At 27.3% G+C, this 16,869-nt stretch carries 14 protein-coding genes; 13 read left to right on the top strand and 1 reads right to left on the bottom strand.

What is annotated here, in order from left to right:
- Positions 1-311: 311 nt before the first annotated feature.
- The 13 genes from NSA50_RS12830 to NSA50_RS12770 all read left to right on the top strand — a co-directional run bounded on the left by NSA50_RS12830 (position 312) and on the right by NSA50_RS12770 (position 15,685).
- Positions 312-629, top strand: a complete 318-nt coding sequence (locus tag NSA50_RS12830; RefSeq protein ID WP_257445603.1) for a nucleotidyltransferase domain-containing protein — start codon at positions 312-314, stop codon at positions 627-629.
- Positions 616-996 carry a nucleotidyltransferase substrate binding protein gene (locus NSA50_RS12825; RefSeq protein ID WP_257445600.1) on the top strand — a complete coding sequence of 127 codons (381 nt, stop codon included), beginning with the start codon at positions 616-618 and terminating at the stop codon, positions 994-996. The genes NSA50_RS12830 and NSA50_RS12825 overlap by 14 nt, the downstream gene beginning before the upstream one ends.
- Positions 997-1,239: 243 nt before the next feature.
- Complete coding sequence (gene yhfZ, locus NSA50_RS12820) at positions 1,240-2,166, top strand: GntR family transcriptional regulator YhfZ (protein ID WP_257445598.1); 927 nt, start codon at positions 1,240-1,242, stop codon at positions 2,164-2,166.
- 50 nt (positions 2,167-2,216) lie between these two features.
- A complete protein-coding gene (locus tag NSA50_RS12815; RefSeq protein ID WP_195263741.1) occupies positions 2,217-2,561 on the top strand; it encodes a PRD domain-containing protein in 345 nt (114 codons plus the stop codon).
- Positions 2,562-2,937: 376 nt separating this feature from the next.
- A complete protein-coding gene (locus NSA50_RS12810; protein ID WP_195263742.1) occupies positions 2,938-3,294 on the top strand; it encodes a DUF2620 domain-containing protein in 357 nt (118 codons plus the stop codon).
- A 306-nt stretch (positions 3,295-3,600) separates the two neighbouring features.
- Positions 3,601-4,887: a YhfT family protein gene (locus tag NSA50_RS12805; RefSeq protein WP_257445596.1), complete on the top strand. Its 1,287-nt coding sequence runs from the start codon at positions 3,601-3,603 to the stop codon at positions 4,885-4,887.
- Positions 4,888-5,296: 409 nt separating this feature from the next.
- On the top strand, positions 5,297-6,172 hold the full coding sequence (locus NSA50_RS12800) for a phosphotriesterase family protein (RefSeq protein ID WP_257445594.1): 876 nt from the start codon (positions 5,297-5,299) through the stop codon (positions 6,170-6,172).
- A gap of 11 nt (positions 6,173-6,183) precedes the next feature.
- Positions 6,184-7,293, top strand: a complete 1,110-nt coding sequence (locus NSA50_RS12795) for an aminotransferase class V-fold PLP-dependent enzyme (protein ID WP_195429067.1) — start codon at positions 6,184-6,186, stop codon at positions 7,291-7,293.
- A 12-nt stretch (positions 7,294-7,305) separates the two neighbouring features.
- The gene (locus NSA50_RS12790; RefSeq protein ID WP_257445591.1) at positions 7,306-8,469 is read left to right on the top strand and encodes a YhfX family PLP-dependent enzyme; all 1,164 of its coding nucleotides are present in this window, start codon (positions 7,306-7,308) and stop codon (positions 8,467-8,469) included.
- A gap of 599 nt (positions 8,470-9,068) precedes the next feature.
- On the top strand, positions 9,069-10,277 hold the full coding sequence (locus NSA50_RS12785; protein WP_257445589.1) for a phosphopentomutase: 1,209 nt from the start codon (positions 9,069-9,071) through the stop codon (positions 10,275-10,277).
- Between the two features lie 550 nt (positions 10,278-10,827).
- Positions 10,828-12,126 (top strand): amidase, encoded by a 1,299-nt coding sequence (locus NSA50_RS12780; RefSeq protein WP_257445587.1) that lies wholly within the window; start codon positions 10,828-10,830, stop codon positions 12,124-12,126.
- A gap of 305 nt (positions 12,127-12,431) precedes the next feature.
- The gene (locus NSA50_RS12775; protein WP_257445585.1) at positions 12,432-13,835 is read left to right on the top strand and encodes an MBOAT family O-acyltransferase; all 1,404 of its coding nucleotides are present in this window, start codon (positions 12,432-12,434) and stop codon (positions 13,833-13,835) included.
- 128 nt (positions 13,836-13,963) lie between these two features.
- Entirely contained in the window at positions 13,964-15,685 is a 1,722-nt protein-coding gene (locus NSA50_RS12770) for an alginate O-acetyltransferase (protein ID WP_257445583.1), read from the top strand.
- Positions 15,686-15,819: 134 nt separating this feature from the next.
- On the opposite strand, the gene NSA50_RS12765 is transcribed toward NSA50_RS12770, so the two are convergent.
- Positions 15,820-16,776: an LCP family protein gene (locus NSA50_RS12765; RefSeq protein ID WP_257445581.1), complete on the bottom strand. Its 957-nt coding sequence runs from the start codon at positions 16,774-16,776 to the stop codon at positions 15,820-15,822.
- Positions 16,777-16,869: the final 93 nt, after the last annotated feature.

Genomic DNA, 16,869 nt, shown 5'->3' with positions numbered 1-16,869 from the left:
AATATAGATTATCAAATTAAACAAGAACTCATAATAAGCAGTTATATATGAGTTCTTGTTTTTATAATTTAAAAGATAATTTAAGAGATAATTTAAGAGATAGTTTTATGAGTAATAGAATACTTTTTATTTTAGTAATTGCTAAGTATTAAAGTTAAAATAAAGATAATGTGAATAGTATAGATATTTTATTAATCTTGAATTAATTATATAATATTAGTATCATTATTAATTATACAATGTTAGTATTTATAAAACGTTATATAAAATATAATATAAATATAATTTTTTAATGTGAAAGAGGTGATTGTTTGCTTAATAAAATAGACTATAATTTAGATGAAGATATTATAGAAGAAATAAAAGAAATATCTAGAAAACATCATAATATTAAAAAAGTAGTTTTATTTGGTTCAAGAGCAAGAAGAGATAATTCACCTAGAAGTGACATTTATTTAGCAATATATTCAGCCGTTGATTATTCAGATCTATTAGATTTTATAGAAGATATAGAAAATAATACTACTACCTTGCTAGAATTTGATTTTTCAAATATGAATTCAATAAAGGATGAATTATTTATTGAACAAGTAAATAAAGAAGGGATAGTTATATATGAGAAGCATTGATTTTAAATATATGAATTTAAAAAAAGCCTATTCAAGATTAAAAGAAGTCAGTGATTTATATGATGGGGAAAATGATATAATAAGAGATAGTTTAATACAAAGATTTGAATTTACTTATGAGCTAACTCATAAAACCTTAAAGGAATTTATGAAGTATTTAGGAGTTACCCTAGAGAATTCATTTCCACGTACTATTTTTAAGAAGGCATATGTGAATAATTTGATTTCTGATGATAAGGTATGGATAAATTTATTAGAAGATAGGAACTACACGTTACATATTTATAATGAAAATATGTCTAATGAAAATTTCATTATTAAATCACCCTTTCATATATATATTATAAGTGAATTTTATATTATATAGAATAATATTTTTATAAACATCCTCTTTAATGATTATTATTTTGGTAAATTGGTTATATTTTTGCTAAATAGATAAAGATAAAGTTTTTGAGTTTTCTGTGATTTAGGGTGATTATCTGAGGACTTAGAAAATTAGAAATTAAAATGTTTTCAGAAAGTTTGAAATTACTATTGTAAATGTAAACAAAAGATGTTATATTATAAATATACAAAATATTGTACATTTATATAAGGGAGTGGTAAATTGGACGTTCAAAGTAAGCTTATGCAAAAGCTTGGAATAGCAATTACTTCTTTAGCAGTTGAATTTTTATCTCTTAATGAAGGTGATAGAATTAAAACTGTAGCAGAGCTTGCTGAAAGTTATGAAAGTGCTAGAGGAACAATACAATCTGCTTTAAAGTTTTTAAAAGATCATAATGCAATAACTTTAGAATCTAGAGGACACTTAGGAACATTTGTAAAAGATATAGATTACATAAGACTTCTAGAACTTACAGGAATAAAATCCTTAGTAGGAGTTATGCCATTACCTTATTCTAAGAGGTATGAAGGTTTGGCAACAGGACTTTGTAAATGCCTAAATGATAGTGGAGTTAATACAAATCTAGCTTTCATGAGAGGGTCTAATCATAGATTAAAAGCTTTAGAAGATGGTAGATATGATTTTGCAGTTACTTCAAGACTAACAGCAGATTATTATTTAGAAAACAACAAGCCAATACAAATAGTTAAAACCTTTGGAGATTTTAGTTATGTTAATGAACATATAATAGTGGTTTCTAAAGAATTTAACGGTGAATTTAAAAGAGGGACAAGGGTAGGAATAGATAATTCATCTATAGATCAATTTATGTTAAGTAAAATATATTTTGAAGATATAGAAGTTGAATATGTTCCATTAAACTACAGTCAATTCATTACAGCTATAAAAGATAATAAAATAGATGCTGCTATATGGAATTTAGATGATATTGAAGATAGGAAAGATGATATGAATTTTATTCCTATAAATAGGGAGAGCAAAAATATTAAAGATACGGAAGCAGTAATAATTGCAAATAAGGAGAACTCTATTGTTCCAGCACTATTTTCTAGGGTATTAAATGTAGAAGATGTGAAAGAATATCAAAGATTGGTTATGGAAAAGAAGATAATGCCTCAATATTAGAGGTATTGTTAAAATCAAAATACAAAAAAATGTACGTTGGAGGCTTTAAAATGGAATTAACATTAAGATTAGATATATTAAGAGATTCAGGACAATTATCAAAAGAAAATTACAATAAAATAATACAAGTTATAAATTATTTTGAAGAAAAAAGAGGAGTAAAGCTTTTAGAAGAAAACGCATCAATGTTTATAACTCATTTATGTTCTGCCTTAGGAAGAATTGATGAAAATAATTTAGTAAATAAATTAGATGATGTTGTAGCACAATCCTTAAAAGAAAATGAAAATTATGATGAAGCTCTTAAAGTAGTAAAAGATTTAGAAAGTATCATAGGTGAAATTCCAGATTCAGAACTTGATTTTGTAGTTATGCATGTTTGTACATTAATATAGTTAGGGTAATCTGAAGACTAATTATATAAGTGAGGTAGATTGTAATAAATAAATATAGCCGACTTGTATACGATTTAAAAATACGAGTATAATATGGGTTTATAATAAACATTATGATAAAGAAATTGTATGTCACTACAGATAATGACCATGTAAGTGAAAAAATATAATTTGCAGATAATATATGAGAAAAAATATGGACAAGTAAGTTGAAACTATTAAGTAAGATTAAAAGTATATTTGAGTACGAGAGCTCAGTATGAAATTTGAGAACAAAAGCTTAAGTTTAAAGTAACTTATAAAAATTGGGAATAAAGTTATTAAAACGGAATTAATATCAATATTAAAAATTAAATTTGTATTGGAGGAATAAAAAATGAAGAAAATAGTAATAGGTGGACAAATAGACAAGCAAAGAGTAGCAGATATAACAGCAAAAATAGCAGGAGACAGAGCAACTATAGAAATAAAAAGTGATATAGAAGCAGCAATGGCAATAAAAACAGGAACAGCAGACTTTTACTTAGGAGCATGTAACACTGGTGGGGGTGGAGCACTTGCAATGGCAATAGCACTACTTGGAATGGGACAATGCGCAACAGTATCAATGCCAGGAAATATTAAGAGTGAAGCAGAAATAAAAGCAGAAGTTGAAGCAGGAAAAAAAGCTTATGGATTTACAGCACAACACGCAGAAGAAGTTATACCAGTAATTCTTAAATATCTACTATAAAAATAAATATTAATTTGCAAAATAGCCTTTACTTAAATCACTAAAATTTATTAGATTTTACGTGATTTAAGTAAAGATATTTTAGCAAGTTATAACTATATGCTTTCTTTAATAATATATATATCTATTAATCTATATATTTAGTAATTTGTATATTTTTAATATATGCCATAAAAAATATGCTATAAAAACTATTAGCATATGAAAGGATAGCATGCTTGTTTTAAAAAATATCAGAATTGAGAGCATATATAAATTTAGTTATTCAATAAATATCATATTATAAAATTTTAGGAGGTATTATTTATGCAATATTTAGTTGTAGCACTTTTAGGTGCATTAGCAGCAATATTATCAAATGCTGGTATAGCTGTTTTCAATGATGGATTTAGAGCCATAGTTCCAGAATACTTAGAAGGAAGAATGGACAAGAAAGCTTTAGCAGCAACATCTTTTGCAATCAGCTTTGGATTAGTTATAGGTTTTGGTATTCCAGTATCAATAGCTGCATCCATTATCTTGATTCACAGTATATTACTAGGTACTGATATCATTGGATCTTTTTGTCCAAGCGGTAAAAAAGGATTAGCTATATCAGGAGTAGTAGGAGCTCTTTATGGAGTAGGTATAGTTTATGGATTACAATTTGTAGTTGATTTATTTGCAATGTTACCAGTTAATTTCTTAGACGCATTAAAGCAAGTTGGAACTCCGATAACAGTTGCTTTTGCAGTATTCCCAGCACTTGTTGTTTCTTATCAATTTGGAATTAAAAAAGGATTTCTTACAGGAATAGTTGCTTTAATAGTTAGACAAATAACTGCAATATATGGAACTTTCACTGTAAATGGTGCTAGCGTTAAGTTAGACCAAGAAGGTATGGCATTACTTGCAGGTATGATAATAATGATTGCTTTTGCAATGCAAGAAAAACCAGATCCAAATGCTCCACAAATTGATTTAGTAGCAATTTTTGCAGAAAGAGTTAAGAAAATCAAAAAGAATTTACCTTTATTAGCATTAATGGGTGGATTAATATCAGCAGCAACTAGTCTTACTTTAGTAGCTGGAGACCCAATAAGCCTAAATCTTTTAGCAGAAGGAAAAACAACTGAAGCTGCAATGACAGCATTTGCAAGAGGTATAGGATTTATACCACTAGTTGCAACTACAGCAATTTCAACTGGAGTATATGCACCAGCAGGTATGACATTTGTATTTGTTACTGGATTTTTAATTGGAAACCCAATATTAGCATTTGTTGCAGGAGCTGCAGTAATGGCTTTAGAAATCTATTTCTTAGATGTATTAGCTAAGTTGATGGACAAGTTCCCGGGAGTTAGAAAATGTGGAGATAACATAAGAACAGCTATGAGTAAAGTATTAGAAGTAGCTTTATTAATAGGTGGTATGATGGCTGCACAAGCTATGGCACCAGGACTTGGATTATTCGTAGTAGTTGGTTTATACGGTTTAAACAAAACTTCAAAGAAACCAATAGTAGATATGGCAGTTGGTCCAGTTGGAGCAATTGGAGTTGGAGTTTTAATTAACATACTATACTTAGTTGGATTATATGTAATACCAAGTTAATCAATGGATAATTGATAATGGAAAATGGACAATTTATGTAATAACTCAGACGAGCTGAGTTATGAAAATGAGGAGTTAAAGAATGAAAAAGTAAAAGAGTTATGGAAATGATTCGGACAAGCAAGAATCCAATGAATAATAAATAATTAAAAATGGATAATTGAGATAATAACTCGAAAGAGCAAGAGGACAATTAATAATTGATAATGCACAATTGATAATTAAGGTAATAACTCAGACGAGCTGAGTTGGAACAATTGATAATTGACAATGCACAATGGATAATTAATGAATAAAATCTAAGGAGTTTAAGAAAATTTAATTTTAAATAATTCAGAACTAGCTGAATTATCCCATCTAATTGTCAATTATCAATTTTCAATTATCAATTGAACAAAGGGGTGTTTATATGAATAAGGAAATAATTTATGCACATGAGCATATTACTATAGATTTATCTGGTGTAAAAAAAGATGCAGATTGTTTTTTAAATAATAAGAAGCAAACTATTGAAGAATTTAAAGATTTAAAAGCTAAAGGAGTTTCTACTATTATAGATGTTACAAATAGAGGAATGGGTAGAAGCACTGAATATGTAGCTGAAGTTATTAATGAAACTGGATTAAATATTCTTCAATCAACTGGATATTATAAAGAACCATTTCTTCCAGAAGAGGTTTATAAAATAAATGAGAAGAAGATGGCAAATATTTTAGTAGATGAAATAATAAATGGTATAGATGAAACATCGGTAAAGGCTTCTGTAATAGGAGAAATAGGAACTAGTTTAAATAAAATAGAAGAAATGGAAAAGAAGGTTTTTGAAGCTTCATGTATGGCACATCTTGAAACTGGAGTTCCAATAATAACACATACAACACTTGGGAAATTAGGACTTGAACAAATTGAGATATTAAAAAATTTCAATGTAGATTTATCTAAGGTTACATTAAGTCATATAGATTTAAGTGGAGACTTAGAATATATGTTTAGATTATTAGATACTGGTGTAAATATAGCATTTGATACAATTGGGAAAAATAATTATCAGCCAGATGAAAAAAGAGCAGAATGGTTAAAGGCTCTTTGTGAAAGAGGATATAGCAATCAAATAGTTATGTCTATGGATATTACAAGAAAATCTCACTTTAGAGAAAATGGTGGACTTGGTTATAGTTATTTAATAGATAGCTTTCTGCCAAGATTATATGAAAATGAAATTTCTAGCAAGCATATAGAAAATATGTTAGTTAATAATATAAAAAATATTTATAACCTTAAGTAGGAGGAAGATTTATGAGAACATACCCATTACACTCAATAAGTTTAGATGAAGCAAAAAAACTACAATTTAAAATAATAGATACAATAACAAAGCATTTTGATGGAAGAGAAGTTCTATCTTTAGGTGACTTAGGTGTTGTTAAAGGATTGAATAAACCTACTTATACTAAGAAAGTAGAAAATGTTTTTGCAGAAGTTTTTGATGCAGAAGCTGCAATATTAGTAAGAGGTGCAGGGACAGGTGCCATAAGATGGGGATTAATTAGCTTTATGGAAAGTGGAGATACAATATTAGTTCATGATGCTCCAATATATCCAACTTCAAAAGTCACTATTGAAACTATGGGACTTAAGATTATAAAAGCTAATTTTAATGATTTAAATGATGTAAAAGATGTAGTATTAAAAAATCCACATATAAAAGGGGCATTAGTTCAAAATACAAGACAAAAGATTGATGATTCTTATGACTTAGAAGAAGTTATAACTGCAATAAAAGAATCAAATTCTAATATAAAAATAATTACTGATGATAATTATGCAGCTTTAAAGGTAAAGAAAATAGGAAATCAATGTGGAGCTGATCTTGGAAGTTTTTCTTGCTTTAAGATATTAGGCCCAGAAGGCGTTGGAGTATTAATAGGAAATAAGGAACTTGTAGATAAAGTTTATTCACTAAATTACTCAGGAGGAAGCCAAGTTCAAGGTCATGAAGCTATGGAGGCATTAAGAGGACTTGTATATGCACCAGTTTCATTAGCAATTCAATCAGAGGTTAATGAGGAACTTGTAACAAGATTAAAATGTGGTGAAGTTGAAGGAGTAAAAGATGCATTCCTTGCAAATGCTCAATCAAAAGTTTTACTAGTTGAATTAAATGAAGATATAGCAGAAGAAGTTTTAGAGTTAGCTACAAAATATGGAGCAGCATCACATCCTGTAGGATCAGAATCAAAATATGAATTTGTTCCAATGATGTATAGAGTATCAGGAACGTTTAGAGCTGCTGATCCTACTCTAGAAAAAAGAATGATAAGAGTAAATCCAATGAGAAGTGGGGCAGATACAATAATAAGAATATTAAAAAGTGCAATTGAGGATGTTAAAAAAGAAATTAAGTAAGGAGGAGTAAGGATGTTTCTTGAAAAGACCATAGAAAGAAATAGGGAATTAGTTCAAGCTGCATTTAAGCTCCATAAAGAAGGAGTAATAATACCAGATACTTATGTTATTGATTTAGATACTTTAATAGAAAATGCAAAAAAGCTTAAAGATGAAGCAGATAAGTATGGTATAAAGCTTTATTTTATGACAAAACAAATAGGTAGAAATCCTCTTATTTGCAAAGAATTTATGAAGCTTGGATATGATGGAGCAGTAGTGGTAGACTTCAAAGAAGCTGAAGTCATGATAGATAACGGAATAAAGATAGGTCATGTTGGACACTTAGTTCAAATTCCTAAAGCTTTAATTGAAAAAGTAATTAAGTCTAAACCAGATTATATTACAGTTTACTCAATTGAAAAAGCAAAAGAAATTAATGAGGTTTGTGAAAAGCTTAATATAAAACAAAATATAATGCTAAGAGTCTTAGGTGAAAATGATAATTTATATTCAGGACAATATGGTGGATTTAAATTAAATGAACTTAAAAGTGTAGGAGCAGAATTAGTTAAGCTTAAAAATTTAAATTTAGCTGGTGTAACTTCATTTCCATGTTTCTTGTTTGATGAAGAAAGCAATGAAATTAAAAGAACAAATAATATAGATACAATTAAAGAAGCAAAAGACATATTAGAAAAAGAATTCAATGTAAAAATAGATCAATTAAATATGCCATCAGCTACCTGTGTTAATTCCATAAAGAAAATATATGAAGAAGGTGGAACTCACGGGGAACCAGGACATGGACTAACAGGAAGTACTCCATATCATAAATTTAATGATGGAGATGAACTTCCAGCAATGGTTTATGTAAGTGAAGTATCACACAATTTATTAGATAGAGCTTATTGCTATGGTGGAGGTCATTATAGAAGATCTCATATGGAAAATGCTTTAGTTGGAACAGATATGGATGATTCAAAAATGATTAAAGTAATTCCACCAACAGATGAAAGTATAGATTATCATTTTGAACTATCAGAAAACTGTAATGTATCAGATACAGTAATCATGGCTTTTAGAACTCAAATATTTGTTACAAGGAGCAATGTGGCAATAGTTAATGGAATAAAGAGTGGAAATCCAGAAATAGTTGGAATTTATGACTCACAAGGAAAAAGGATCAATGGATAATAGAGAATTAAACATAATGATATGTATTAACTTTCCGATTTTTATATAATATCGAATACAATTCTAAATTTAAGATATCTAAGCTGGCTAAATTTTTATAACTCGCTGCGCTCAAACAATAAAAATTCTTAACGCCATCTTAGATATCTTAAATAAGAATTGTAGTTTCTCATTATAATAAAATCTCCAATTTAATACATATCATTAATGAGGCTAATTCTTCAATTAATAATTTTAAGTGAGAAATATAAGTTGGCGAAGATAAATGAAACATACATAGTTATATTGGCCTTTATATTCGCAATTTATAATTATTGATTATAAAACTGAATAAATAATTAGAGAAAAAGAAATGGATGATGAGGATGGGATAATACCACAACCTTGTGCTGAAGTTTCTTTTAATTATAAGTGAAGAAAATGAAAAGTTACTAGTGAAAGAGTTTCGTAAAAGGGCATTAATGAACTTTGAATAGAAAGTGCTTTACAGCTATAGTTTAAGTTTTGCGTAGCAAAACAACATTAATTCTTTTATTTTTAAATTTTTTCATTCTTTCATTAATAAATTGTATTCACAATTTAAAAAGGAGGAAATTAATATGGGAAAATTCGTAGTAATTGTACTTGATGGTTTTGGCATTGGAGAAATGGATGATGTTAAAGAAACAAGACCTCAGGATATAAATTCAAATACTTGTCTTCATATTTTGGAAAGAAGAAAAGATGTAACTTTACCAAATCTTGAAAAGTTAGGTCTTATTAATATATTAGGAACAGAAATAAATGGAATGAAGGAAAATCCTCATGCAACGTTTGGAAAGGGAAAGTTAACTCATTTTGGAGCAGATACTTTCTTTGGACATCAAGAAATAATGGGAACAAAACCAAAGATGACATTTAGAGAACCTATAAAAAATAAAATAGAAGTTATATATAATGAAATAAAGGAAGCAGGATATAAAGTTTATTATAAGGAAGGTAAGAAAGAAAAGTATTTAGTAGTTGAAGATGCTCTTACTGTTGCAGATAATATAGAATGTGATTTAGGCCAAGCCTTTAATATAACATCAGCCTTAGGTTTAATACCTTTTAGTAAGGTGTTAGAAATTGGTCATATAGTTAGATCTATTGCAACAGTTCCTAGAGTTATAACTTTTGGAGGAAAAGGAATTACTTTAGAAGATATATTAAATGCAGAAGAAGAAAAAGATGGTGGATATATAGGAATAAATGCACCTAAGTCAGGTGTTTATAATGAAGGATATGAATGTATACACTTAGGATATGGAGTTAATCCAAATACACAAGTATCAACAATATTATCTGAAGAAAATGTACCAGTTTACTTATTAGGAAAAGTAGCAGATGTAGTTATAAATGAAAAAGGTACAAGCATACCTATGGTAGATACAGAAAAGGTATTGAAGAGGACAATAGAAATATCTAAAGAAGTAAAAGAAGGTTTCATATGCTGTAATGTACAAGAAACAGATTTATCAGGGCATGCTGAAAATGTTGATAGATATGCAGAAAAACTTCAAATTGCAGATAAGCTTATAGGTGAGCTTATAGGGACAGTAAAAGATAATGATATATTACTAGTAATGGCAGATCACGGAAATGATCCAACAATAGGACATAGCAAGCACACAAGAGAAATGGTTCCGCTTATGATTTATGGAAAAAATATAAAAGAAGGATTCGTAGGTGTAAGAGAAACACTTTCAGATGTGGGAGCAACAGTTGCAGATTACTTTAAAGTAAAGGCACCTGAAAATGGAACAAGTTTTTTAAGCAAACTATTATAGAATTTTTAGATAAGTAGTTTAAGATTTTAATATAAAGATTATATAGGAGATTGTTTTGTAAAGGCTATATAAATAATTTACAAATTTCCAAATAGAGATTATGTAAACTGCGATTATGTGAATAAAGATAATGTGAATAAAGATAATATGAATAAGATTATTTAAATAAAGATTATGTGAATTAAGATTATGTGAATTAAGATTTAGATATAGAGTTTATAGGTAATTTGAAATATCAAAAGACAAAAATAAACATAGAAGAAGCATAAGAAATAAACAATAAATAAAAACTAAATAATTTTATATAATGGAGAAGTTAAAATAAGGAAATTGAATATTAAAGAAAGCTTAATATTTGTAACTCATTTTAATTTCTCTAATTTTATTTAATGCAAATTTAAGGTAGTTTATTTTAGTTTATCTATTTTTATTTAGTACAACTATAAAGTTATTATTAATAAGTATAAATTAACTGCTATCTAATATTTTTACTTTAATCAAATTTTGATGATTAAAAATTTTCTAGTATATATAATAGGAGGTTAGTTCAATGGATGAGAAGAAAATAAAATTACATAAGACTAAAGTTTTAGCAAAGCAAAATTTATGTAGGTCTGTTATTTCTATAAATAATTCTTTAGGAGAAGAAGTAAATGATAAAGATAATGATTATTTAACTTTTGGAGTTAAAAATACTGTGGATATTCCTATAAGTTTGGTGGACAAATTAAGGAAAAATTCTAAATATTTATTTGCAACTATAGATAAAATGTCTCATCTTGGTAGAAGTATAGATACAGATTTAATTAATCCATTAACATATAGATGCATGACAGGATCAAGTAGTGGAACAGCTATTAATATCCTTAAAGGGATTAATGACTTTGGAATAGGAACAGATGGTGGAGGATCAGTACTAGCACCAGCACTTAGTACTAATTTATATTCATTTATAGGATCAGGAGTTGGATTAGTCACAGGAAAGGAAAGTTTATCCATAGATAGTATATCTTTTACAGGAGGAATTGGAGTAATATCGAAAAGCTTCCATATATTAAAAGATGTAGTTGAAGAAATATTAGAAAAGAAAATAAAATATAGTGAAGATAAAATAAGAGTATTGATACCGAAGAATAATTCAATAGTTTTACCTGATGGAATGGACATGAGATTAGAAATAGACAAAGCAATTAATTATATAAATGAAAATAGTAATATGATGGACAAATTAAGAGATAATCAATGGGATAGTTTAGTGGACGAAGATAGGGAAAATTTGGTGGACAAGGCAGTAGAGAAGCTAGAAGAAAATCTGGAGGACAAGTTTAAGAATGATCCAGAGCAAAAATTGATGACTAAATTAGAAGATAGTTTAGTAGATAAGTCTGCTAAGGATAAAGCAAGTAGTGAAAATATTAAGGCAAAATTTGAATTCATAGAATACTCTTTTGATAATATATATGAAAGAAATATTGCTATAAAAGAAATAAAGAATATATTTAATAATGATATTGCAGATATTATTTTAACTTATGAAGGGCCAATAGATGTATATGGTTATGATGAAACTATCCAAAGAAGTTTTAAAGGTAAGGCTGAAAAAGAAATCACATCAAATGGGGGAAAAGGAATAGTTAAAGCAATAAATATGTGTAAATGTACAGGTATTACAATTCCAGGAGAAAAGCTTGCAAGTGGATTTGTGATTTGTGCAAATGAGGGGATGGAAGGATTAATTAATGCTTTTATACTTGGGAAAATTATTGAAGAAAGTATAGAAAAAAATGAAATATTTAATAGATATTTTATTGATAGAGAGAAGTTTGTGGAACCAATAAAGATATTGTAAAAATAAGCCTCAGGGGAATTTCTCCTGGGGCTTATTTTTTACAAGCGAAATAGCATAAAATCAGAATGAATTCAAGTAAATATAAGGTAATTAATATAAACTTAAGGTTATCTTAAGAAAAAAAGAGAAAAAATATACTATAGGTTAGTTAAATAAGTCTAGTTAGATTGTAGAGTGTAATATATTAGTACAATATATTTAATTAATATAATATAATATAATACTAAAATGGCTATAGTACTATGTGCTATATGCTTTAAATCTGAAACAAAAGAAGAAAATATTAAATTAGAAAAGGAGAAAATATGGTATTTAGTTCATCAGTATTTATTTTTATGTTTTTACCATTAGTAGTTTTTTTATACTACATTTCTGGTAAAAAACTAAGAAATTACATTTTACTTCTTGCAAGTTTGTTATTTTATGCATGGGGGGGCATGAACTACTTAAAGATATTAATTGTATCTATATTAATCAATTATATTTTTGGATTATTAATAGATAAGACAGTTGATAAAAAAGGTTTAAGAAAGTTTTTCTTAATACTAGGGATAATTTTAAATCTAGCTTTGCTATTTTATTATAAATATTACGATTTCTTTATAGCAAATACTAATGCTCTTTTTAATATGAATTTAGAGTTCAAAAGAATAGTATTACCTATAGGGATATCATTTTTTACTTTCCAAGGAATGTCTTACATAATAGATATTTATAGAAATGATGGAAAAGTAAACAGAAATATTTTTTCAGTTGCTTTATACATATCACTTTTTCCTCAATTAGTTGCAGGACCAATAATAAAATATAAAACGATAGATGAGCAAATAAGGAACAGAAAAGAATCTATTGAGTATTTCAGCTATGGAATAAATAGGTTCGTAATAGGACTTGGAAAGAAGATTATAATTTCAGACATGCTTGGAGCTATATCTGATAATATTTTTCTTTTAGCTAGTTCATCAGGAATTGATATGATAACAGCTTGGATAGGAGCTATTTGTTATACTCTACAAATATACTTTGATTTTTCAGGATATTCAGATATGGCAATTGGTCTTGGATATTTCTTTGGATTTAAGTTTCCAGAAAACTTTAATTATCCATATATATCAAAGTCAATTACAGAATTTTGGAGAAGATGGCATATATCCTTATCAACTTGGTTTAAGGAATATCTGTACATACCACTAGGTGGAAATAGAAGAGGAAATGTATATTTCAATTTATTTGTTGTCTTTTTAGTAACTGGTTTATGGCATGGTGCTTCATGGAACTTTGTAATTTGGGGCTTATGGCATGGATTATTTATGATAATAGAAAGATTCATAAGAGATAAAGAATGGTACAAAAAAATACCATCATATATAAAAGTACCAATTACTTTATTTATTGTAGTAATTGGTTGGGTTTTATTTAAGGCAACTACTTTAGAAGAAGGCTTAAAATATTTATCCATAATGTTTGGATTATCTACTTTTAGTAATATAACATTTGAATACACTTACTTTATAAGCAGAAAGCTTATAGTATTAATCATTATTGGCATAATAGCTTCAACACCAATATTAAAAGATATCTTCAACAGATACAGAGACATAAAAGTGTTTGAATTAATCAAAACAATTTTGATAACTTTATTATTTATTATATCAATAATATTTATGGTCAATTCAACATATAGTCCGTTTATTTACTTTCAATTTTAAAGTGAATAGTTAGAAGTGAGGTGATGAATATGAATTTGTTCAATAAAAACATAAAATTAAAAAGCTCAAACAATAAAAATTCGAAGTTTATAAAAATAAATAATTTAATTAAAATAGGAGCTTTCTTTTTGGTAATTTTGATACCAGTAATGTCTATGAATTTAGAAAAAGATCAGATATCTAAAATAGATAATAGAATGCTTTTAAACTTTGAAGATATATTTTCAAATGAAGATGTATTTAATAATATAAAAAGCTATGTTGATGATAGAATTGGCTTTAGAACAGAAATGGTGGATATTTATGCTAAGGTTATGGACAAGTATTTCAATGAAATAACACATCCAAAATATGAGTATGGGAAAAATAGATTTATAATGTCTAAGGCAGAAGAAAATGAATTCGCTCCAGAGTTTATGGAGATATATTCAGACTTCATAAAGGAATTTCAAAACTACTGCAAGGATAGAGGTATAAAGTTTTTATATGCAGTAGAGCCAAGAAAAGAACTTATATACCCAGAGTATATAACAAAGGGATATAATTATGAAAATAAAGATATAGAATACTTTTTAGAGCTTTTAGAAGAAAAGGATATAAACTACTTGAATAATTTAGAAACCTTAAGAGAAGCAAAGGAAAAGAACTTAGCTGAAGATATATTAAAAAAAGGTTATGTTAATTCTATATACATAGAAAAGATTGAAGCTCTTAAAGCAGAAGGACTTCTTGATAGAACAGATGAATTAATTAAAGTAGAAGAGTCAGATGGATTAGGGGAGCAAAGTAGGTTAAGTAAAGCAGAAGAATTATTTGAATCGGATGAACTTAATAGATATTTAGAGTATAAATTTGATAATAATTCAAAAGATGAAATTGTAGATAGCAGAGGATTGCTTTTTGATAAAGAATATGATGCAAGGCATTGGAATGAAACAGGAGCAATAATTGGTATATCAGCAATATTAGATAGGCTTAATTTATTAGATAATAGAGTTGGAGCTTTTAATATAGACAATTATAAAGCACAAAATTATATAAATGATACTCTTGTTGCATCAGATTTTGAACTAAACGAAATAACAACTCATTATAGTTTAATAAAAGATAATTCTATATACATAGAAGATTTAGAAGATGAAATAAAAAGGCATGAAAGCTTTAGAAACTTTACACATTATAAAAATGAAGCAAATCCAAATGCACCAAGAATATTAATATTTGCAGGAAGCTATTTTGATAATAAAGAAAAGTTTTTAACAGAAAGCTTTTCAGAGCTTATGAAAATTCATAACTACAGAAATGTTTTAGATTATGAATACTATATAAATATATTTAATCCAGATATAGTGTTATTTGAATCAACTGAATATACTCATTTTGATTTTTACTTCCCAGATGATGAAATGGAAGATAAAGTTCATATAAAGAATTTAAAACAATATTTAAATGAAGGAAATTTAAAAGAAGATAATTTTGTAGTTACTAAGTCAAATAACTTAAGTAACTACAGTAATAATAAAAATTCGAGTGAAATAAATTTAGATGATAGTAATTTAATAAATAATAGTAATTTAATAAAGAATAGTACATTATCTGATAGCATTTTTGAAAAGTCAGGAACAAACTTAACGAATTTTTCCATTCCGCTAGATAGTGAAGATGTTTTATTTACTTATGCTTATATAAACAATAGAATACTAGATTGCAAAATAAATGAAATAGATAATCAAAAATATGTTGAGTTTTCCATTATGACTTCAGAAATAAAAGACTTAAATGAATTTGATTTATACTTTATTTCGAAAGATGAAGAAAGATACCAGAAAGTAAGCTTTGGATTAGATTAGAGATTAACTTATTATAATTAATTAGAAAAAAGATTGAGCCCCAGGGAAATTTTCCTGAGGCTCAATCTTTTTGCATTTAATTTTTTATTTTATAATATTCAATTTCTAATTAAGGCTCTATATATTCTAATTAATTACTCTATTGAAAATATAAATTTATGAAGTTCTTTAGTTGTACCTTCAATATCTATATTAGTATGATACATATCAGTGAAACCTGCACTTATTATATTTTCATCTGAAGGAAATCTTCCTTGTTCTATATTATTTAAGCCCATACCCAAAGCTTTAGTTGAAATTGATATAATTTCAGAGTTTGAAAGGTTAGTTGTTACAAGAGGTAGTATATTATTTATAAGCCCAGGAACTTCCGTTAAGTTAATATCTTTGAACTTAACAAATAAAGCATTTAATACATCCCTTTGGCGTTCAGTTCTTTTAAAATCTCTTCCATCTGTATATCTGATTCTACAGTAAGCAGAAGCTTGTGTACCATTTAAAAGTTGTTTTCCAGAGCTATATATATGTTCTGTAGTTGTTTCGTTATTTTTATCTATATGGTCTATGTATCCATTAATATATTCAAGCTCATCGGGAGTTATTTCAATTTCTACTCCACCAAGTGCATCTATTATTTTAGGAAGTCTTTTTAAATCTACTTGAACAAACTTATCTATCTTCAAATTAAAGTTATAGTTTATGGCTTTCAATATAGAGCTTGGCCCGCCATCCAATATTGTATAGTTTAAATTCATTTTTCCACCCTGAGGTAAATCTAAATAGATATCGCGCATTAAAGAACAAAGTTTTATATTATTATTTTTAGTGTCAATAGATAAAATCATAGTTGCATCTGCGGAACTAACATCATAGTATTCGGAATAATCGCTACCAAACAATGCAATAGTTATGACATCATCAGCTTCTTTAGGGGCTTCCTTTCCAGTATTAGTTACATCATTTCTATCAACTTCAACTCTTTCAACTTTGCTTGAAAGAGAATATGTATAAAATGATATTGAACCAATTATTAGTAGTATTATTATAAGTATAGATATGAGTCCAATTTTTCTTTTTGATGTTTTTTTCATTTATAAGCCTCCAAATTCAAAATATAGGTATATTATAGCAAAATAAAGATAATTTTGGAAACAAAATAAAGAGTGTGTATATAAAAATATCTA

Source organism: Clostridium mucosae, from assembly GCF_024622765.1.
Lineage (GTDB): Bacteria > Bacillota > Clostridia > Clostridiales > Clostridiaceae > Clostridium.
The sequence above is the reverse complement of the archived record's forward strand: the minus strand, read 5'-3'. Positions and strand labels throughout refer to the sequence as shown.